Source organism: Weeksella sp. HMSC059D05 (assembly GCF_001809725.1).
Taxonomy (GTDB): Bacteria; Bacteroidota; Bacteroidia; order Flavobacteriales; family Weeksellaceae; genus Weeksella; species Weeksella virosa.
This window is the reverse complement of record NZ_KV798535.1, coordinates 22,491-43,755: the sequence shown is the minus strand read 5'-3', so window position 1 is coordinate 43,755 and position 21,265 is coordinate 22,491. Positions and strand designations below refer to the sequence as shown.

Genomic DNA, 21,265 nt, shown 5'->3' with positions numbered 1-21,265 from the left:
ACTCAATAAAAAAATGCATACTAAAACCTTTACTCTCCTTATAATTCTATTGGTAGCAAGCAGCCTCTATGCCCAAGTCGGGATCAACACCGAAAACCCGCAGCAAAGATTTCATGTAGACGGCCAAAGAGACAACCCCACTACCGGCTCGCCAACGGTAGACCAACAAAAAAACGACGTAGTCATCACAGAAGACGGTCGTGTAGGTGTAGGCACCACAGAACCCACCGAAAGCCTAGATGTAAACGGAAAAGCAAGAATACGCAACACCAATACGCTAGACAGCGAAACGGTATCGCCCCTGTATGTAGACGAAAATGGCTTGCTGGGCAAGGCAGAAATCCATCAGTTTTTTTCATATTATTCACCGGGTAATTTTGCTGAAGATCTTAAACCATATTTTGTAGATGAATTTCTTTATAAAGAAAATAATCCTTACATATTTAAAATGTATAATGAACCTTATACTGTTGATGCCAATACCCTACATGTAGAAATTACTACACAAGGTGAAGCCAAAATCCCGGCAAAAGGAACCTACTTTATAGGAGGCTCTATATTACCCGTATTGATTTTTAATGGAAATGACGGCCAAGAATATGCACACATCACCTATGATATTGAGGTGAAAAAAGAGGGGGAAACCAGTTGGACATCGATATCTGGAGGGAGAGCCGCTTACCCGAGAAAAAATCTCACCTATTTGTTTTATACTGCTATATTCCCTGCCACGATCGTAGACCTAGAGCCAGGCACATTGGTGAGAGTATCGCTGTACTGCACCAATACAGCCACCTCTAAAAGCACTATACCTAGTAATATCAATCATAACTCAAGTCGATTATATAGTTTTCCAGCGTTTACACTCGATATTTATAAGCTATAGAGAGATGAGATACTGTAGAAGCTTCTTTATTCGATGGCTGGGTAGAGATTACTATATTAATAACAACAAGACATTTTACAGCAAAGTAATCCATACAGAATAAAAAATTTTAATAAATGGATTATAGAATACAACTTAAACTTTTATAAAAAAATGCATAGAAAAAACATCATCCTTCTTATAGTGCTTCTTGTGGCAAGTAGCCTATATGCACAAGTCGGGATCAACACCGATAACCCGCAACAACTGTTTCATGTAGACGGTAAAAAAGACAACCCACCTACAGACTCACCAACTGCAGACCAACAAAAAAACGACGTAGTCATCACTGCAGATGGCCAACTTGGCATAGGCACCACGCTGCCAAGCGAAAGTCTAGATGTAAATGGCGGAGTAAGAATAAGAGTACTAGATTCTATACCCGACCCTAAAGCTATACCGATCTATATAGATGAAAACGGTTTGGTAGGTATGGCAGACTTTACTAAAGTAGCTACTTTTATAGTTTCTGATAAAAATTATGTTGTAGAACCAGGTCCGTTTAATAGCGGTACACCTTATATTCTACCAATAAATTCTGATGATCTAAAGAAAAACACGCTAAAAGTTACAACCTCATCGAATAATGCAATCATCCCAGAAGATGGAGTTTATTTGATTTCAAGTTCTGTAGCTGCTCGACTTTTATTTAATCCAGCTGATACTCAAAAATACGGGTATATAACTTTTAGTATCGACATAAAAAGAAATGGGGAATCTACTTGGACTACGGTATCAGGCGGTAGAAAAACTTTTTTCAGAGTAACAAATCCCTTAGAAGACAATTATACCATTCCTACGGCCATTGTCCGACTAGATTCTGGTTCGTCTGTTAGGGTGAAAATGTTCAGAACAAAAGATAGTAGTGGTAATCTTCAGGGAGCCTCTATCCTTACCTCTTATATAGGAGGTGTAAACCGACACAGAGGATTTACACTCAATATCAAAAAGCTAAATGAATAAAATTTAGCTACCAATCGACATGTTCACCTAAGAAAAAGCAGCCAATTTCTTGCCAATCGGTTCTAGAATTTATTCTATTTTCAGTTCAGCAATGATCGGGAAATGGTCAGATTCTATAAAGTCACCGCGGTAAAAATTGGTTACTTTTATATTCTTCGAGACCCAAATATGATCGATATTGGTTCTGAAAATTGGGACAAAAGCATTCCATGAATTCTGAAAACCAAAGCCCAAACGAGCATCTTTTAGTTTATCATTTTTTATTTTATTGATGTTCGGCGAGAAGAGCGTACAATTAAGATCACCCACCAACAATATATTCTCATGGTCAGACTCTTCTATATCTTTTTTCATCAACTCTAGTTGAAGATTCCTTTTCTCGAACCGCGCCTGGTTAGGCAATGGCGGCACTGGATGCGTCCCCAAAACTTGTATTTTTTTTTCGCCTACCGAAATGGTTGCCCATAAAGATGGATGCCTATCATCTATATAATTTTTCACTACCAGAGAATCTATTGGGTAGCGACTATACAAAGCGATACCAAAATTATTATCCCGCACTTCTTCGTGATAATACGGGTATAAAGTACGCAGATTATCCAAGTTATTTTGCCATTTTGTGGTAACTTCTTGCAGCAAAACAAGATCGGCTTTTTCTTTGTTTATAAATTGCATCAGCGTATATACATCGCTGTTCTGAGAATAAATATTGACGCTTGCCACCTTGTAGTTCGGAGACTCTGTTTTGGCATTTTCACCAAAATAGAAAGGACGTATCAACATAAATAATTGCCAAAAACACAAAATAAATAGTACCGGAAAAAGAATAGATTTCCTTTGATTTTTACGTACTGCATAAATATAGAGGGCCGTACAAACCAGCGTAAACGCAAGCGTATACACAGAATACTGCGCAACAATATCGAACAACCAATAATCGGCAAAAGCTCTACCTGTAAGATAAGCCAAAAAGAACAAGTAAACTAAAACTTTACTTACCTTTGCAAAACCAAAAGGTGAATTATTTTTCATCGAAACAAAAATAAAGAAAACAAAGAACAATTATCACTTTATGACAAAAATTGGCATACTAGGCGGCGGACAATTAGGTTATATGTTTTTGCAAAACGCACTACAATACCCTTTCGAGATTCACATCCTTGATCCGTCGCCCGACGCACCTTGTGCAAAACACGCACATTCTTTTACAATAGGAGATTTTGCAGACTACCAAACAGTACTAGATTTTGGCAAAACAGTAGACGCCATCGGGATAGAGATAGAACATGTAAATACAGATGCATTGCGCGAACTGAAGAAAATGGGCAAACACATTGTTCCCGATCCTGAAGCATTAGCCATCATACAAGACAAAGGCGTACAGAAAAATTTTTATACAACACATAAAATTCCGACAGCACCCTATATCACAATCAACAATTGGGAAGAAATCCCCGAGAAAGAAATACAGTTTCCTAGTTTCCAGAAAACACGAAAAGGAGGCTATGATGGGAAAGGAGTTCAGTTTTTATGCAATGAAAATGATTTTCAAAAACTACTACAAGCACCTTCTATCATCGAAAAAGCAGCCAATCTAGAAAAAGAAATAGCCGTTGTAGCCGTTGCAGACCATCTTGGCAATGTAGTTACCTACCCAACAGTAGAATTGGTTTTCAATGAAGAGTACAATTTATTAGACTACCTCTTGATGCCGTCTACCCTACCGAAATCCACCTCTGAAAAAGCTGAACATCTAGCCATAGAAGTCGTAAAAGCTTTGCAATCACCAGGAGTTTTTGCAGTAGAAATGTTCCTGAACAAAGACGGTTCTATTTGGGTAAACGAAACGGCCTGCCGTGTCCACAACTCGGGGCACTCTACCATAGAGGCAGCCGAAAGTTCTCAATTCGATCAAATGCTTCGAACCTTAGCAAAATTACCTTTAGGCTCTACAAAACTCTTATCAACTTCTGCCATGGTAAATTTGATTGGAGCAGATGGCGAAGTTGGCTCTGCCGAAATAAAGAACATAGAAAAAGTATTGACAATACCAGGAACATATTTGCATTGGTATGCCAAGACAGAAACACGACCTGGACGAAAAATGGGTCATTTAACATTCCTAAATAATGATTTAGACGAATTAAAAAACAATATCCAACACATTAACCAAACCATACAAGTGGTTGCAAAAAAATAAAATTATGGTCGGAATAATCATGGGGAGCGATAGTGACTTACCAATTATGCAAGAAGCAGCAAATTTCTTAGCATCACTCTCTATCCCGTACGAATTGACAATAGTTTCTGCACATAGAACACCGATTAGAATGGTGGAGTATGCACAGAATGCCAAAAGCAGAGGAATACAAGTTATTATTGCCGGTGCTGGTGGCGCAGCGCATCTACCTGGTATGATCGCCTCCTTGACGACGCTTCCTGTAGTAGGCGTGCCAATAAAATCATCTAATTCTATCGACGGATGGGATTCTATTCTTTCTATTTTGCAAATGCCAAACGGAATTCCGGTAGCAACGGTTGCACTAAACGCAGCCAAAAACGCGGCAATTCTTTCTGCACGTATTCTGGGAAGTTCTAATGATGAAATTACAGAAAAATTAACTCGCTACCAGCAAGAAATGGAAGCACAAGTAGAAGAAAAAATTGAGAAGGTAAAAGAAAAATATCCGAATCGATTCGATAAATAAGAATAAAAAAGCAGCACTTGTATGTAAGTAGCTGCTTTTTTTTTACAATATTAGTACTCCCTAGGGGAATCGAACCCCTCTTTTCAGAATGAAAATCTGATGTCCTAACCGATAGACGAAGGGAGCATCAATTGCTATAGTTTTTTATTTTTTTTGACTTGTTTTGAGAATAACGCCGATGTACAATTCATTTAGAATCATACAGCGACATTTTCATTCTCTTAGAATAAAGCCTTTGCTTTATTCATACAAACAAAACACAAAAAACAATTTTTATAATGTTTCCTTAAAATATTAAGGAAAAAAAATCGCAACAGGTATTTTTTGCTGCGAAAATTTGTACTCCCTAGGGGAATCGAACCCCTCTTTTCAGAATGAAAATCTGATGTCCTAACCGATAGACGAAGGGAGCACTAGACGACTCAGGATATTATCCTAATCCGTTGATATGTTTTGCCAATTTGCTTTTCAGGTTGGCAGCTTTGTTCTTATGAATGATGTTGCGTTTTGCCAATTTATCAATCATAGAAGTAACTTTTGGGAATGCTGCTTCTGCTACTGCTTTATCCTCCTCTCCACGTAATTTTTTTATTGCAGTACGTGTTGATTTGTGATAATATCTATTTCTATCGCGTTTTACGGCGTTTTGTCTTACTCTCTTTAATGCTGATTTATGATTTGCCATAGCTAATAATAATCTTAATATAAATTATCTTACTTTTTTGGTTCGGCAAAGATAAAAACATTTTATTAATCTAAGCAAATTAAAACATAAAAATTACATGTTATTATCCTTTTTACGAGAATTCTCCTATTTAAGCAGACAATCCTCTCACCAAAAGCGGATGCAAATATAGCAAGAGTTTTGATATCTACAAATTCTTCGTAGATAAAAAATGTTAAAGTTTTTTGTTAAAAAAAGTTAAAGTAGTTAAAGTAATGTCAAACACACAGAAAAATAGATACGATTAGCAACTGGAAAACTATTTTTGTTTCGCTTTAACAGTTTTGAATACGATTTGATATGAATTTTAAAGTATTTGGAGTTTTTAGTATACTTGCAACGCTATTGTTTACCTCATGTACAACATCTTCGGTTGCTACCAATAATAATCCATTGTTAGCAAACAGAAGTTTTGCTCCACAAGCGAAATTCTTTACTCCTCACAACAAACTAATCAATAAACGTGCCATAAACGTCTCTCCAATCGAAATTAAACCAGAAGTGCAGAGTTTGGCTATTCTCAATACCGTTATAGAAGAGACAAACCATGTTTTTTCTGACTTACTTTTGCAAGAAGCAGAAACTTACTTAGGTACCCCTTACCGCTATGGCGGGACCACTCGTCGTGGAATCGACTGTTCGGCTTTTGTACGTAATGTTTTCTCTATCTTAAACAAAGACTTACCACGCGTATCGGCTGACCAAGCCAAACAAGGAGAACGTATCGCTACAGAAAACTTAAAAGAAGGCGATTTGGTATTCTTTGCAACGAAAGGGAGAGGTCGTGTAACCCATGTAGGAATTGTTCACGGAAGAGATGAAAATGGCGTTCTACAATTTATCCATTCTTCAACCTCTAAAGGAGTTATCATCACGCCAATTACAGATAGTTATTGGGGCAAAAGATATCTATACGGCAAACGAGTTCTTTAATACTTAAAACGAAAAACAAACAACATAAAAAAAGCTGCTTCAGAAACGAAGCAGCTTTTTTATATGAGGAGAATTTTTTATAAAAACTTAGTACTAGAATCGGACTTTCATCCCACCCATCACATTGATTCCGGCTTGAGGAAAGTAATAAGCTTCCCCGTAATAAAACCCATACGATTCGTATTCTTTATCGAATAAGTTGTTAATCAAAAATGTAAAATCTACTGCTTGTTTTCCTTTCATTTTCAGGCCATAGCTCAACGTAAGATCTGTTAATAGATAGCTTGCTAATTGTCCATCTACTGGCTCTGTATTCGATAAATATTGTTCTCCTACATATTTCGTATACCAGTTGATTCTGAAATTCTTGATTGGCATTACATCAAAACCTGCTCCAGCAACCCAACTTGGCGAAAGAATGGTTTGGGTATCACCGTAAGCAACTACAAACTCATTTCCTTGTGCATCATATTCGGTTGTTTTGTAGTCTTTGTTGATGTTTTTACTCCAAGTTGCATTCCCGAATACAGAAACTCTTTGGGGAACAATTGCGTATTGTGCGTCTAACTCGACTCCTGCTCGATAACTCTTTCCGATATTTTTTCTCAAAGGTGATCCGACATCATTCACCGCTCCGGTATAGACCAACTGATTTTTGTAGAGCATATAATATCCGTTGAGGTTAACCGAGAATCGTCCTGCTTTCTTATAACCTAACTCGAAATCTTGTAGATGTTCTGACTTTGGTTTTTCGGCTTGATTATATTTGTAATCGTTACGAAGTGGCTCTCGGTTTGATATTCCGTAATAGGTATAAAAACTGTGTTGATTATTTACCTTATAGTTTATACCAACTTTTGGATTGATAAAATTAAATTGATCGTCGAACGGTCGGAAATCATCACTGTCATTCTCTCCTCCTTCGTGATATTTCCCAACATAATCGATAAAACGATATTGCAAATCACCATAAAATTCCCAATTATCTAACCCATATAAAACTTTTGCATAGGCTGCAAGTTGAGATTTGGTTGCATAATTATTGTAAAATTTATAATCTGGTAATTGCCAATCGAAGTCTTTCATCCATTTTACAAATCCGTAGTGATCTCCTTTGTATTGGTTTGCAGAAAGTCCCCAGAAAAACTTGAAGTCGCCTAAGCGTTGATTTTCCATTTCCCAGTTGAAACCATAAAAATCGTTGTTTAACCATTTCTGACGAATAAGATCTGTTCTTTTCAGTTGTGTAAATTCTTCTAATTTGTACTTACTCAATCTTTCGTTTTGCTTATAATCTTCATAATACCCTTTTCCTTTGGTATAGTGTAGGGTAAGTTTCGACTTCCAGTCATCCCCCATTTTTTGATTCCACGTAAAGAAGTAATGATTTTGTTGGTAGTTATCGGTTTGATTGTCATAATACCCAATAACTTTAGACCAATCTTCATTATAGATTGCCCCCGATGGGTTGAATCTTCTATTTTCGTTCATCATTGCACGGGTTACTCCTCCCCAAGCTTGGTATGTTTTTTCGTTACCGTACATATTTTGGAAACGGAAAGAGGTGCGGTTGTTCAGCTCGTATACAGCGGTAAAATCATACGACCAAAGTTTACTTGATGCCCGTTCTATATAACCGTCAGAGCGGAGATGGGAAGCACGTACATCGACAGAAAATTTATCATTGAGGATTTTTCCTGTTCCACCTTGTACGGTATATTTTTGCGAATTGAAGCTACCATAAGAGCCTGCTAACTCTAGAAATGGATCTCGAGATGGTGCTTGCGTTTCTATGTTAACGCTTGCTCCAAAAGCGGCCATCCCATTCGTAGAAGACCCCACGCCGCGCTGGATATAAATTGCATTGGTAGAGGAAGCTAAATCGGGCATGTTTACCCAGAAAACACCTTGTGATTCTGCATTGTTCAACGGAACGCCGTTTAGAGTAACATTTACTGAGCTCTCCCCTAGACCACGAATCCGAATGGTAGAATAGCCCATTCCGTTTCCAGTATCAGAAGAGGTGAGAATAGATGTTCCACGATTGAGCAAAGTAGGAATATCTTGCCCTAAGTTGCGTTCGTTCAGTGTTTTTTTGTTGTACTTTTCTACCGAAATTGGTAGTTGTTCTAGAATCGTTAAACCTTCTAATTCGATGTTCTCTGCTCGAATACTGTCTTGCTCTTGCGCCATAAGCCACTGAGCACTAATCATTGATAAAAGAAAAATTGACCTTTTCATAAAAAATAATAATTTATGAAAGGGACACAAAGAACCATGAGAATTTTTGGTTCTAGGTGAAGAAAACCGTTTCCCTTAGCAGCATTATCTGCTCAGGTTCTATGGGTATAATCTCAGCCTTTGCAAGCACCCCTTTCTATGAGCGGCAAAGATAACATTTTTTCTATAAGAAACTCAAAAGTTCTTCTAGCTTTGGCTAACTTCTGTTTCTTTAACTGTAAGATGCTGTATACTAACGGTTACCAACTCTTTTATCGGGAATAGCTTCATCAGTTTAGGGTCCGATTCTAATCCTACTTGATCGCAAATTTTCTTAAAGATATCATATTCTACAATATATTGATCAGAAAATCCATGCGTTGCATCGTAAGCAGTGGCGGGTGTCTTGCCTAAATTTTCAGCTGCTATTTTTGGTGAAAGACCGTGCAATTCTATTAGTAATAATCCATATTTTTGTAGAAAAGGTTTCCAGTTCTCAAGGTGTTCTTGTAGGTTATCTTCAATGGCATTGTTGGATATTCTTTTACCTCTATACGCAAAAGCTCCTGTAGATGTACTGATCCGGTTGCTTGGTTTGTCTACATCAGTCCAAATTCTGTTATGGTCGAGAAAGCTTCTCATATTTAACAAATCAGACAAATGTATGCCGTAATCGTGTTGCAAGTCGTGCGCTAAGGTTTTAGGATCGGATATATCGCCCCATATAACTTTTGCCCAAATATCGTTTTGGATGAGATTTGCTCGCGTTACTCGCAGGGCGGCTTCGTTATAGTCTGCTCCGACCAAAAAAAGCGGATACTCATCGAGATATTTTCCTCGCAAAGTTTTTCGTTCGATTACTTCGTATAAATGTTGTAGCAAAGCTCCGTTTCCACTTCCCATATCGAGAATTCCTTTGGGTTGAAGATTCAGTGGACGGTTGAAGATATCGATAATAAATTCATCTATAATTTTGAAATACGTGGCATGTGCTCCTCCACTTCCCCACACATTCATCTCTCTATGAACATGCTTTTCATCTTGCCCCTCTTCTATTTCTCTTATTTTTTTTGCAACCCCAAAAAGCAGCTCATTTAGCTGTGCGAAAAGAGGTAAATAAGAAACTGTTACTCCGTATGCTGTTGCGCGACGCGCAAAGAATAAGCCAACTGGGGTAAACTGGAAATTTTTACCTTTTTTATCGAACCATCCTAATTGGGCCAATGCAGAGAGTATTTTCTCGAAATGTTGGGGATTTTTGTGGTATTCGTCTGCACTAAATGATGCTTCCATAAAATACTTATGAAACATTCCACTCATCCCTAACCGTACGGCCAATGGTGCAATCAGAGCCCCTTCTATGTGTTTGCAGATTTGATGATGAAGTTTTTTATTTTCTAATGTATCTTGATGGGTCGGGACTATATATTTCTGATATTTGGTATATAGTTGCATCCATAGTGTGCAAAATTCTTGGTTGGTTTCTATACTATTGTACACCACTTCGTTTGACAAGTAAGCTGCTAGGTCTTGATAAATCTCATAATTACGGAAAGCGCGTTCACTATATTTTGACAATGAAATCGTAACCTCATCGGTAGAGTTATCTACTTCGTGTAGCAAATAATTCTGCGAAGCTAAAACATGAAATGCTACATTTAGATAGCCTTCGTTCGCCTGAAATTCTTCTGCTACTTGCTTTAGGGATACTTTTTTGCGTGTTAATAAAAAGTGTAATACTCCTCTTTTTGCCAAGGCAGATATGATTGGTGCCACAACAATTCCGTCTAGATGACGAAAAATGGTTTCGCGTAATTCTCTTTTATCCATAAATTAAAAATACAAAAAAACCGATACAAATATCGGTTTTCTTGTAAACTATTTTTTCTTCCTTAAGTTTGAAGAAAGTTTATTGATCGATACGCAAAAAAGCTCCTTTATGATTAAATTTCAACTCTAATCCGTCTGATAATTTCACCTCGTATCCTCTTTTTTCTTTCTCTACTTTATAGACCTGTGCATTTGGGTAGTGTTTTTTTATATACGACACGATATTTTGGTTGATAAATTGTGTTGGGATTGCCTTGCCTTTCCCGTCGACTTCTTTCCAGTTTCCTTTTCTATCAAACTCTACTTTTATCCCGTTATCCAAATAGACTTCGTACTCATCGACTAGGTTTCCTTTGGCATCTACTTTGGTTTTTGCAATAGTATTATTGGTGAAATTAGCTTTCAAGAAGCCTTGTGATGGTTGTGGTAATCGAGCATTTTGCACATTTGTTTGTGCGAATGTAAAGCTCCCGATTGCTATAAAACCTCCTATTAAAAGTGTTTTTATTTTCATTTTATCTATTTATAGTTTGGTTGCGTACTTATTTTGATTTACTTACGAAATTTCCGTTTTGATCGAATTTTAGCTCTACATCACTCGGATATAAATCCACTTCGTAACCTTGTGCCTTTTTTTCTACTTTCTCTACACCATCTGCAGGATAATTATTTTTGATATAATCGGTCAGAGGAGTAGGCAAAAAAGTTAGTTTCCCGATAGTTTCTTTTTCTTTTTTCACTTCTTCCCAATTCCCTCCTTGATCGAATTCTATCTTTGTTCCGTCGGTCAGTTGTACTTTATACTCATCGTCTTCTAGGTTATTTTTCTCATGAAGTGCATTCTGTATTTGTGCATTTGCAAAATTTTGAGTTATAAAATTTCTAACACTTTCGGGCAATTCATCTTCTTTCAATAATTGCTCGTTACGATCGACCGTTTCGGTTTTCACGGTTCCGTTTTCCTCTATCTCTTGGTAGGTTTCTTTCTTGTTATCTGTATTATTACATGATTGTAAACCGATCAAAGATATTATAGCAAGACTAAAGGCAATTTTTTTCATTTTCTATATTTTATTATTGTTGTATTGTCTTATGAAATTACAATCATCGTACCAAAACCTAAAGATTGATTTTGATATTATATTTCTCATAAAACGCTTTGATATGTGCCACGGCTTCTTCTGCAGTATCTACCAAGCGGTACAATTCTAAGTCTTTTTCTGCAATATACCCTTCTTCGAGCATGGTATTTTTGAGCCAATCGAAGAGACCACTCCAAAACTTTTTTCCTACCAAAACGATTGGGAATCGCCCTGATTTTTTAGTTTGGACTAACGTAAGTGCTTCAAATAATTCATCCAGAGTACCGAAACCGCCTGGCATCACAATAAACCCTTGAGAATATTTCACGAACATTACTTTTCTCACAAAAAAGTAATTGAAGTTTACCATGTACTGATTATCAATATAATCGTTGAGTTTTGCCTCGAATGGCAAACTAATCCCCAATCCTACAGAAGCTCCTCCTCCTCTTTGTGCTCCTTTGTTTGCAGCTTCCATTATAGCAGGGCCACCACCGGTAATTACCCCGAAACCAATTTGCGTTAATCGGTAAGCAATTTCCTCTGCCATGTTGTAATATAGATGATCGGGCTTGGTGCGTGCAGAGCCAAAAATAGATACACACGGTCCGATTTTTGACATGGTTTCGTAACCGTCTACAAATTCACTCATTATTTTGAAGAGTGCCCAAGAGTCGTTAATTCTTATTTCATTCCAATTTTTTGGTCGGAAAGGCGATTGTATTCTATCGTTTTCTTTTTCTTCATTTGTCATTTGATGTCGTTTTTCTTTAATAAGATTTACTATTATAAAAAAACTGTAACAGATTTGTTACGGATCTTTATTAATTATTTTTTGTTATGGTCAATCTCTACTCATAAAAACTCTCAGGATATACCAGAACAAAAGCATTAATGAAGCAAAGAGCGATAAGGCTGCTGCAACATATTGTTGCGTCCCGAATTCATGCTTTAGTTGATGAGTATTGTACAAAATTGCTCCACCTGCCAAAGCACACATCCCGACGGAGAACCATAATCCTAAATCGAATCCGAACAGCATACCTGCAATAATCAATCCAATGGCGAGAAAGAAGCCAATTGTTAGTGCACCTTTCAAGACCGAGAAGTCTGTTTTGGTTAGAAATACTATTACCGAGAGTCCGACAAACAAACCTCCGGTTACTACAGCTGCTTGTTTTATTACGTATTGACCGCCGTACGCCAATGCAATATAGAGTAAAGGAACGAATAGGAGTGCCTCTGCAATGATGTATATAAGATATCCTACATATTGTTGAGATTTCGAAGCCGAACCGTAAGCCATTTTTTGTGCAACCCATGTAACACCCATAAAACCTGCCAACAAAGCCAACCAAAGGTAGCCTTGAGTAAGACTCAACATAAAATTTACTAAAGTTTCTGAGCGTAGCATGAGCGATTCTATAATAACAAAGACCAACACACCACCGGCAACATGGCCGTATGTATTTTTATAGAAGGTTGATCGATCGGCCTGATTTGCCTGAGCTACCAATAGGTTTTGTACTTGATTTTGATTTTCCATATTTTTTCTTGCGATGGTTATAATTACTATTATTACTCGTAAATTTAGAAAATTATCAATAGAATTCGTTATAATTTATTTTTTTGTGTTTTCTGGGTATCTATCCAATCTACTAAGCCAATAATCGATAATACGAGTAATACGATGTATTGTAAAGATGTAATTACAGCTCCTTTATAAATCATCAAAGGTATCATGATTAGGTCTCCTATAATCCAAAAAATCCAGTTATCGATTTTTCGTTTTGCCATCATCCACATTCCTACCAAAAATACGGCCGTCGTAGTGGCATCGATAAGATCTATTTTGGTGTAATGAATTTTTAGTTGAGCAAGATAATTACCATTGAAGTTATTTTCAATCAATGGTCGGAAATAATAAACCATGAGAATGAAAAGAAAACTTGCCACAAAAAACAACAACGCTTTTCTATATTCTTTGGTTGTTGCCCAACTAACTTGCAATTCTTGCTGATGCAACTCGAGTTCATTTTTCCATAGTAACCAACCATAAATGGCCATAGAAACGTAGTAAATCTGTATAATGGTTTCGCCATATAATCCCCATCGAAAGAACAAAAACATAAAAATCCCTGTAGAGATTATCGTGGTAGGATATAGTTTGATGTCTCTTTTGTAGGTATAATAAACAGAAATAATACCGAATAGAGTGGCTACTATTTCGAGGACAATCTGCCAAGTTGCATGCGTGCGATAAGGTTCTATAAGAAACTCTAAGAAATCTATCATAATCAGGTTATTAGTTAATAGTTTAGGTATAATCCAAAACCCAGGTTAGATAAAAATCATCAAATTTCTTATAATGCCCGTAATAGATTCTACTAGATTTTTGATCCGAAATCCAACAAGAAATAGCCTGTTTTTCTTTCAGACTAAATTCTTCTATACGATAATGATGTAGAAAATTCCAGAGATTGCCACCATTGAGTTTGTATAATCCCTCTTTCAGCCCCCACAGAATATGCAAATAATCGACAAGTTGATCAGGATACTTTTTCAGCCAATAAAACTCGTCATCTCTTACATATTTTTCTTTGATATTGAGAATCTTCTTCGGACGAGATTTTTCTATATCGATACCTAAAGGCAAATCACTTATCCCTACAGCCACATATTCGTAAGAATGAGTAATCGACAATTCGTTGCTTGTAGGCAGATATGGCTTTCCTTTTTCATCATACAGCACATCATAATCGAGATCCAAGGCTTTGAGGCAAGCCCGCAAACCTAAATATTCTCTTGCTTGTTTTGGCCTAAGACCTTGAAATTTTTCTAGCCTTTTTTCTGATAAAGATAAAAATGCTAACAACTCTTCGGTGCTTTCGGTCAATTTCCAACAAACGATTCGGGTTTGTTCTTTGAATTGTAAATCATGCGTGATGCCCATAATTGTTTTTTCGAAGCCAAAATTCAGCTTAGTAAGCAAATTTACAAACAAAAAGCAGCAATAAAGTTGGAATTCTGAATAATTTTGATTTTTAACATCGAAAATGATTAAAGACAATCACAAGAAAAATAAGTATATTTGTAGCAAAAATTTTATTACCATTATGGCAACAGAAACACACTATATTCCTTACAAGGTAAAGGATATTTCCTTAGCAGATTGGGGAAGAAAAGAAATCAAATTAGCCGAAGCAGAAATGCCAGGATTAATGGCCATTAGAGAAGAGTACGGACCATCGCAACCATTGAAAGGTGCACGCATTGCGGGCTGCTTACACATGACGATACAGACAGCAGTGCTTATCGAAACTCTTGTTGCTTTGGGGGCAGAAGTTACTTGGTCATCTTGTAATATTTTTTCTACACAAGACCATGCAGCAGCAGCAATTGCGGCAGCAGGAATCCCAGTCTATGCCTGGAAAGGGATGAGTGAAGAAGAATTTGATTGGTGCATCGAACAGACCCTTTTCTTTGGCGAAGATAGAAAACCTTTGAATATGATTTTGGATGATGGAGGAGATTTAACCAATATGGTTTTTGATCAATATCCTGAATTGGCAAAAGACATAAAAGGACTTTCTGAAGAAACCACAACTGGTGTTCATCGTTTATACGAGAGAATGAAAAATGGAACATTGCTTGTTCCGGCAATCAATGTAAATGACTCTGTTACAAAATCTAAGTTCGACAATAAATACGGTTGTCGCGAATCTGCAGTTGACGCAATCCGTAGAGCAACAGATGTAATGTTAGCAGGCAAGCGTGTGGTAGTTTGTGGATATGGAGATGTAGGTAAAGGAACTGCAGCATCTTTCCGCGGGGCAGGATCTATTGTAACGGTAACCGAAATCGACCCGATTTGTGCTTTGCAAGCTGCCATGGAAGGTTTCGAAGTTAAGAAGTTAGAAAACGTTGTTCACAATGCAGATGTTGTAATTACCACAACAGGCAACTTCAATATTGTACGCGCAGAGCATTTTAAGAAAATGAAGGACAAAACCATTGTATGTAACATTGGACACTTCGATAATGAGATTGACATGGCATGGTTGAACGAAAACTATGGTGATACAAAATATGAAGTGAAACCGCAGGTAGACATTTACAATGTAGATGGAAAAGAAATTATTATTTTAGCCGAAGGTCGTTTGGTTAATTTAGGATGTGCTACGGGTCACCCATCATTTGTAATGTCGAATTCTTTCTCTAATCAAACTTTGGCACAAATAGAACTTTGGACCAATTCTGATGCTTACGAAAACAAAGTTTATATGTTACCAAAAAAATTAGATGAAAAAGTAGCTGCTTTACACTTGGCAAAAATCGGTGTAGAACTAGAAATTTTATCAGAAGAGCAAGCAAAATATATCGGGGTTGAGGTTGAAGGACCTTTCAAACCAGAATATTATCGATATTAACAACGATATAATCATAAAAAAGAAGGACGCAAAATTGCGTCCTTCTTTTTTTATGATTCCAAGTAAACATTACTTACCTTGCTGTTCGATCATTTTTTTCAATTCTGCCTCTTGTTCTGGCGTTAATTGATGTGTGCCTCCTGCCGGTTCTTTCGATTCTTCTGATGCATCTTTCGTACTCAACAATTCTACCTCAAACTCCAATGCTTGGTTGGGTCCGATTCCTCCTTGTGGTGCACCGTTCTCACCATAAGCCAAAGCGGCCGGTATATAGAAAGTATATTTTGCTCCTGGCGACATCAATTGCAATCCTTCTTTCCACCCTGGGATAACCGCATCTAGTGGGAATTCTACAGGCTCTCCTCCATTCTTGTCGGTCGAATCAAAAACTTTTCCTGTTTCTAAAATCTTGCCGGTATACTTTACTTTCACCACTGAATTTGCTGTTGGTTTTGCTCCAGAACCTTCTTTCTGCACAACATAAACCAATCCGCTAGCGGTCGTTTTTGCTCCTGAAGATTTTTTCTTTTCTTCGATTAGTTTATTCGATTTCTCGTTATTTTCTTTTTGTAAATCTTTTACATGCTTCTCGGCATACGTCATCAAAAATTGGTTTCCTGATTCTTGCGTTAAAAGTAATTTGCGCTTTCTCACAACATCCATAAAACCTTGGATAACTATATCACGATCGAACTTCCCTTCTAAACCTTGTGCAGAAATTACCGACTCTATAGTTTGACCTATTTGTTGCCCAATAGCAAATGATTCACGCTCTTTCCCTCCGTTTAGATACTCACGAATTCCTTTTTCTACCTCTGCATAGTTCACAGAATCCGACTCTACCAAACGACTATTCAGCATCTGAGCTTGATCACCCAAAGACGTACCAAATGCATACGAAGCTTTTTGGTCATCGTTCTCTAACTTATCGATTGTTTTTCCAGACTTGTTACATGCCACAAAAGAAGCTATAACCACAAGACTTAAAAATATTTTTTTCATAACGATTCATAAATTTATGCAATTTTACAAATAATAAATAAAATATACAGATTTTCTTCTAAACAAATTCTCTTCTAAGATTTAGTCGTAAATATTCAACCCAAAATCTTTCATTAATTTGAGAAGAGTTGCGTTTTTTTCAGCCATTTCTTTTGCGATGACTTTATTGGTTTTTATATGATTTACCGTAGCAATGGCTTCTGTGATTCTCGTTTCTATTTTGATAGAGTAATTATTCAAATAGCTTTTGCAAGCATTCACAATTCGACTGCGAAGTCCTTCGAACTCGGTTTCAGAAGAAATGGAACCCAACTCAACTTCGATCAGACTTTCATTGATTTTCTTAAGTTTTGCCGTAGACAAAATACTGTAGGTCGGAATCAAGTTTACTGCTTTGATCTCTTCTAAAAATGAAAACCAAAACTGATCGACTTGCTCTTGCGTAAACGGTTTTTCAGGCAAACGTTCATCCGCGATTGCAGCAACTTCTTCCTCCTCTTTTTTTTCATCCAACTCAATCGACAAACTAAAAGCCGATTTTCGCTTCTTTTTTAGTGGTTTTGTAGCACGAATATCTTGCATTTCTTCTGCAGTCTCTGCTACTTTTTTGGCAGGCTGTTCTACAGAATTAGCATTATCCGAAGGTGCTGATTGTGATGAAGATACAACTTGCGACTCTTTGGTTTGGATGGGTATAGAAGGTGACGTTTTACCCCAAAATAAATATGCAGGGATTATTCTATACTTTTTTTTTTTGCTAAATCTCCTTGTGGATCCAACAAAGAAGACATTTGCATCAAGGCAATTTCTACGGAAAGACGTGGATTTTTAGAAGATTTATATTGTATATCGGTCTGATTTGCAATGTCAATTGCTCCAAACAAAAAAGCGGTCGGGCACTTGGCCGCGTGCTCTAAATATTTTGCTTTTGTAGCTTCTCCAACTTCTAATAATCCTACGGTTGAAGGTGTTTTTGAAATTAAAACATCACGGAAATGAGCGCCTAATCCATTAATGAAAAGATGAGCATCGAATCCTTTTTTGAGAATTTCATCCAATAATAATAAAGCGTCTGGTATCTGATTGGCCAAGAGAGCATCCGTCATCTTGAAGTAATAATCGTAATCTAAAACATTTAGGTTTTCTGCTACTTTCTCGAATGTTAAATTTCTATTGGTAAAGGTTACCATCCGATCAAAAATCGACAAAGAGTCACGCAATGCTCCGTCTGCTTTTTGCGCAATCAGGTGCAGAGCATCATCTTCGTATTGTACTTTTTCTTTTTCGGCAACAACTTTCAAGTGATTTTTGATATCCTCTACACTAATTCTTTTAAAATCATAAATCTGACAACGAGACAAAATCGTCGGGATAATTTTATGTTTTTCAGTCGTGGCTAATATAAAAATAGCATGAGCGGGCGGCTCTTCTAATGTTTTAAGAAAAGCATTGAAGGCAGCTGTAGAAAGCATATGCACCTCATCTATAATATAGACACGATATTTACCAACCTGAGGAATAATCCGTACTTGTTCGATCAACGACCGAATATCGTCTACAGAATTATTAGAAGCTGCATCTAGCTCGAAAATATTGAATGCAAAATCCTGCCCATCACCGCCACCATTTTCTTCATTAATTTTTCTTGCTAATATACGTGCACATGTTGTTTTACCTACCCCACGCGGACCACAAAAAAGCAATGCCTGTGGCAACTGATGACTTTCAATTGCATGTTGCAAAGTAGAGGTAATCGCTTCTTGCCCTACTACATCTTCAAACTCTAACGGACGATATTTTCTTGCCGATACGATAAACTGCTCCATAACTATTGACAAATATACTTGTTTTCATTGGCTTTTGAAAACATTCTTCTCTTGTAATTTTCTGTCTATATTTATTCTCTTTCTATTGGGTTATTTTCTATTTTTGTAACTCGTTTTTCTACAAACCTATTATACAATGACCATACGAAATACAGAGCCTGATGTAAAAACATCTAAAAAGAAAACATTTAGAACCATAATTGGTATTCTAATTATTTCTTTAGGATTTACTTTGTTTTTATCACTTGTTTCTTATTTAATCAACAGCAGTTGGGATCAAAGCCAAATCTATCAACTGACTGACAAATCGATCGAGGCAGAAAATATTTTTGGAAAGCTAGGAGCTCTTTTAGGAGAGATTTTTGTTCGCAACGGTATAGGAATTGCGGCGTTTTTCTTCCCTATTTTTTTGATAATTCTTGGTCTAAAAGTATTGACTAGACTAAAAAAAATAAAACCCTTTCACGCCGTATATAACTGGATTTTCTTCTTGATATGGGGACCAATTTTACTAGGTTTTATTTTCCCGAATAAAGATATTTTGTCTGGAGCAATGGGTTTCGAAGTCAATGATTTTCTCAATAGTTTGATAGGAAAAATTGGTGTTGGCATGGTATTGTTTGTCAGCTTCCTTATCTACGCTATTGTACATTGGCGACTGAGTTACGAAAATATCACACACAAATTAGAAACCAAAAGAGAAATCAAAAAGCAAAAACGTTTAGAAAGCGATCTTGCAGAAAAAGAAAAAGCCGAAAGAGAAAATAACGATCCTTTTGAGGAGTTTAACCATCCCACTAGAGAAGAAACAAAACTTCCTACCGAAAAAAAAGATCAAAAGATTGTTCATGTTTTAGAAACCCATACAGAGGAAGAGGATTTCTTAACCGATGCTCAAAAAATAGAAGAGTATGAAAAAGAAGCCTCTAGACAAAACAAAAAAAATAAAGAAAACGAAATCTCTACAACTCTATATAAAACAGATATTCCTCAGCCTTATATAGAAAAAGAAGAATCAGGTGAAGCGGAGAGTATTGAACTGAAAATTGAGCAAAATACCGAAGAAGAGGTTTTGGAAGAAATATCCGAAAATCTAGTGAAAAAACATGGTGAATACGATCCACATTTAGATTTGCCAAACTATCAATTTCCGCCACTGAGTTTGCTAACCAAATATTCGAATGCTTCGCAAACAACAATTGATCAGCGAGAGTTGGATGCCAATAAGAATAAAATTGTAGACACATTGGCTAATTACGGAATCGGGATATCGCAAATAAAAGCAACCATCGGGCCAACGGTTACGCTGTACGAAATTGTTCCAGAAGCCGGTATACGCATCTCGAAAATAAAAAATCTAGAAGACGATATTGCACTAAGTTTAAGCGCTTTGGGTATTCGCATCATCGCTCCTATCCCAGGACGTGGAACAATTGGGATAGAAGTACCCAACTCTAATCCTTCTATTGTATCGATGCATTCTGTTATTGCTTCTGCCAAGTTCCAATCATCAACGATGGAGTTGCCAATCGCTTTTGGAAAAACAATTTCTAATGAAACCTTTGTTGCCGACTTGGCTAAAATGCCTCACCTTTTAATGGCAGGAGCCACAGGACAAGGTAAATCTGTAGGATTGAATGCAATCATCACATCTTTGATATACAAAAAACATCCTTCAGAGCTGAAGTTTGTTTTGGTCGACCCGAAAAAAGTAGAGCTAACGCTTTACTCGAAAATAGAACGTCATTATTTGGCCAAGCTCCCAGACTCAGACGAAGCCATCATCACCGACAACACCAAGGTTATCAACACCTTAAATTCATTGTGTATAGAAATGGATGAGCGTTACGAGTTACTGAAAAATGCCTATGTCCGAAATATCAAAGAATACAACGCAAAATTCAAACAAAGAAAACTCAATCCTGAGAATGGTCACCGTTTTTTACCTTATATCGTTTTGGTTGTGGATGAGTTTGCAGACCTGATTATGACTGCCGGAAAAGAAGTCGAATTACCAATTGCTCGTTTGGCTCAGTTGGCGCGTGCCGTTGGTATCCATCTAATTATTGCAACTCAACGCCCGTCGGTGAATGTTATCACGGGAACGATAAAAGCCAATTTCCCGGGGCGTGTTGCTTTCCGAGTAACATCTAAAATCGACTCTAGAACAATTCTAGACTCTTCTGGTGCCGACCAATTAATAGGAAAAGGGGATATGCTTTTCACTACAGGAAATGATTTGGTTCGGATTCAATGTGCATTTGTCGATACGCCAGAAGTAGATAAAATAACAGAATTTATTGGCAATCAAAAAGGCTATCCTGACGCATTACACTTACCAGAATACGAAGGAGAAGAAAGCAGTGCATCTGATATAGACCTGAGTGAACGAGATGCTCTATTCGAGGAAGCAGCAAAAATTATCATTACTGCTCAACAAGGCTCTGCTTCTCTATTGCAACGAAAACTAAAAGTAGGATATAATCGAGCAGGGCGATTGATAGATCAATTAGAAGCGGCAGGAATTGTTGGCCCATTTGAAGGCAGCAAAGCCCGGCAAGTGTTGATCCAAGATGAACTAAGTTTGGAACAGTTGTTGAGTAATCTTGATTAACAAAATTG

The 21,265-nt window shown here is 37.0% G+C and carries 20 protein-coding genes, 2 tRNA genes and 1 riboswitch; of the genes, 7 read left to right on the top strand and 15 right to left on the bottom strand.

The features are described 5' to 3' along the window. Positions 1-13 precede the first annotated feature (13 nt). On the top strand, positions 14-886 hold the full coding sequence (locus HMPREF2660_RS04925; RefSeq protein ID WP_070485909.1) for a hypothetical protein: 873 nt from the start codon (positions 14-16) through the stop codon (positions 884-886). Positions 887-1,039: 153 nt separating this feature from the next. Continuing rightward, the gene (locus HMPREF2660_RS04920; RefSeq protein ID WP_070485908.1) at positions 1,040-1,888 is read left to right on the top strand and encodes a hypothetical protein; all 849 of its coding nucleotides are present in this window, start codon (positions 1,040-1,042) and stop codon (positions 1,886-1,888) included. Positions 1,889-1,957: 69 nt separating this feature from the next. Here the strand turns inward: HMPREF2660_RS04920 and HMPREF2660_RS04915 are convergent, their stop codons facing one another. Further along, positions 1,958-2,920 (bottom strand): endonuclease/exonuclease/phosphatase family protein, encoded by a 963-nt coding sequence (locus tag HMPREF2660_RS04915; RefSeq protein ID WP_013597846.1) that lies wholly within the window; start codon positions 2,918-2,920, stop codon positions 1,958-1,960. A gap of 40 nt (positions 2,921-2,960) precedes the next feature. On the opposite strand from HMPREF2660_RS04915, the gene HMPREF2660_RS04910 reads away from it, so the two are divergent. Beyond that, on the top strand, positions 2,961-4,088 hold the full coding sequence (locus HMPREF2660_RS04910) for a 5-(carboxyamino)imidazole ribonucleotide synthase (protein WP_070485907.1): 1,128 nt from the start codon (positions 2,961-2,963) through the stop codon (positions 4,086-4,088). Between the two features lie 4 nt (positions 4,089-4,092). Next, the gene (gene purE / locus HMPREF2660_RS04905; protein ID WP_070486104.1) at positions 4,093-4,596 is read left to right on the top strand and encodes a 5-(carboxyamino)imidazole ribonucleotide mutase; all 504 of its coding nucleotides are present in this window, start codon (positions 4,093-4,095) and stop codon (positions 4,594-4,596) included. A gap of 54 nt (positions 4,597-4,650) precedes the next feature. On the opposite strand, the gene HMPREF2660_RS04900 is transcribed toward purE, so the two are convergent. The 3 genes from HMPREF2660_RS04900 to rpsT form a co-directional block, all read right to left on the bottom strand. Beyond that, a tRNA-Glu gene (locus tag HMPREF2660_RS04900) sits at positions 4,651-4,722 on the bottom strand. 214 nt (positions 4,723-4,936) lie between these two features. Continuing rightward, a tRNA-Glu gene (locus HMPREF2660_RS04895) sits at positions 4,937-5,008 on the bottom strand. Positions 5,009-5,026: 18 nt separating this feature from the next. Continuing rightward, a complete protein-coding gene (gene rpsT, locus HMPREF2660_RS04890) occupies positions 5,027-5,281 on the bottom strand; it encodes a 30S ribosomal protein S20 (RefSeq protein ID WP_013597849.1) in 255 nt (84 codons plus the stop codon). Positions 5,282-5,620: 339 nt separating this feature from the next. Between rpsT and HMPREF2660_RS04885 the strand changes: the two genes are divergently transcribed. Continuing rightward, the gene (locus HMPREF2660_RS04885; RefSeq protein WP_070485905.1) at positions 5,621-6,253 is read left to right on the top strand and encodes a C40 family peptidase; all 633 of its coding nucleotides are present in this window, start codon (positions 5,621-5,623) and stop codon (positions 6,251-6,253) included. A gap of 93 nt (positions 6,254-6,346) precedes the next feature. On the opposite strand, the gene HMPREF2660_RS04880 is transcribed toward HMPREF2660_RS04885, so the two are convergent. The 8 genes from HMPREF2660_RS04880 to HMPREF2660_RS04845 all read right to left on the bottom strand — a co-directional run bounded on the left by HMPREF2660_RS04880 (position 6,347) and on the right by HMPREF2660_RS04845 (position 14,338). Then, on the bottom strand, positions 6,347-8,494 hold the full coding sequence (locus tag HMPREF2660_RS04880; RefSeq protein WP_070485904.1) for a TonB-dependent receptor: 2,148 nt from the start codon (positions 8,492-8,494) through the stop codon (positions 6,347-6,349). Positions 8,495-8,548: 54 nt separating this feature from the next. Then, a riboswitch (TPP riboswitch) is annotated at positions 8,549-8,638 on the bottom strand. Between the two features lie 42 nt (positions 8,639-8,680). Then, complete coding sequence (locus tag HMPREF2660_RS04875) at positions 8,681-10,303, bottom strand: class I SAM-dependent methyltransferase (RefSeq protein ID WP_070485902.1); 1,623 nt, start codon at positions 10,301-10,303, stop codon at positions 8,681-8,683. A 79-nt stretch (positions 10,304-10,382) separates the two neighbouring features. Next, positions 10,383-10,817, bottom strand: a complete 435-nt coding sequence (locus HMPREF2660_RS04870) for a PepSY-like domain-containing protein (protein ID WP_013597853.1) — start codon at positions 10,815-10,817, stop codon at positions 10,383-10,385. A 28-nt stretch (positions 10,818-10,845) separates the two neighbouring features. Then, complete coding sequence (locus HMPREF2660_RS04865) at positions 10,846-11,364, bottom strand: PepSY-like domain-containing protein (protein WP_070485900.1); 519 nt, start codon at positions 11,362-11,364, stop codon at positions 10,846-10,848. A gap of 58 nt (positions 11,365-11,422) precedes the next feature. After that, complete coding sequence (locus HMPREF2660_RS04860) at positions 11,423-12,139, bottom strand: LOG family protein (protein ID WP_013597855.1); 717 nt, start codon at positions 12,137-12,139, stop codon at positions 11,423-11,425. Positions 12,140-12,229: 90 nt separating this feature from the next. Further along, entirely contained in the window at positions 12,230-12,931 is a 702-nt protein-coding gene (locus tag HMPREF2660_RS04855; RefSeq protein WP_013597856.1) for a Bax inhibitor-1/YccA family protein, read from the bottom strand. A gap of 68 nt (positions 12,932-12,999) precedes the next feature. After that, on the bottom strand, positions 13,000-13,680 hold the full coding sequence (gene pnuC / locus HMPREF2660_RS04850) for a nicotinamide riboside transporter PnuC (protein ID WP_013597857.1): 681 nt from the start codon (positions 13,678-13,680) through the stop codon (positions 13,000-13,002). Between the two features lie 22 nt (positions 13,681-13,702). Continuing rightward, the gene (locus tag HMPREF2660_RS04845) at positions 13,703-14,338 is read right to left on the bottom strand and encodes a 4'-phosphopantetheinyl transferase family protein (RefSeq protein ID WP_013597858.1); all 636 of its coding nucleotides are present in this window, start codon (positions 14,336-14,338) and stop codon (positions 13,703-13,705) included. Positions 14,339-14,501: 163 nt separating this feature from the next. Between HMPREF2660_RS04845 and ahcY the strand changes: the two genes are divergently transcribed. Further along, positions 14,502-15,815 carry an adenosylhomocysteinase gene (ahcY, locus tag HMPREF2660_RS04840; RefSeq protein WP_041942262.1) on the top strand — a complete coding sequence of 438 codons (1,314 nt, stop codon included), beginning with the start codon at positions 14,502-14,504 and terminating at the stop codon, positions 15,813-15,815. A 69-nt stretch (positions 15,816-15,884) separates the two neighbouring features. On the opposite strand, the gene HMPREF2660_RS04835 is transcribed toward ahcY, so the two are convergent. The 3 genes from HMPREF2660_RS04835 to dnaX form a co-directional block, all read right to left on the bottom strand. Next, positions 15,885-16,817: an FKBP-type peptidyl-prolyl cis-trans isomerase gene (locus HMPREF2660_RS04835; RefSeq protein WP_013597860.1), complete on the bottom strand. Its 933-nt coding sequence runs from the start codon at positions 16,815-16,817 to the stop codon at positions 15,885-15,887. Positions 16,818-16,898: 81 nt separating this feature from the next. Continuing rightward, positions 16,899-17,399: a hypothetical protein gene (locus HMPREF2660_RS04830; RefSeq protein ID WP_070485898.1), complete on the bottom strand. Its 501-nt coding sequence runs from the start codon at positions 17,397-17,399 to the stop codon at positions 16,899-16,901. Between the two features lie 152 nt (positions 17,400-17,551). Further along, entirely contained in the window at positions 17,552-18,643 is a 1,092-nt protein-coding gene (gene dnaX / locus HMPREF2660_RS04825) for a DNA polymerase III subunit gamma/tau (RefSeq protein ID WP_070485896.1), read from the bottom strand. A gap of 136 nt (positions 18,644-18,779) precedes the next feature. Here dnaX and HMPREF2660_RS04820 point away from each other — a divergent pair, with 136 nt between their 5' ends. Further along, a complete protein-coding gene (locus HMPREF2660_RS04820; RefSeq protein WP_013597863.1) occupies positions 18,780-21,257 on the top strand; it encodes an FtsK/SpoIIIE family DNA translocase in 2,478 nt (825 codons plus the stop codon). Positions 21,258-21,265: the final 8 nt, after the last annotated feature.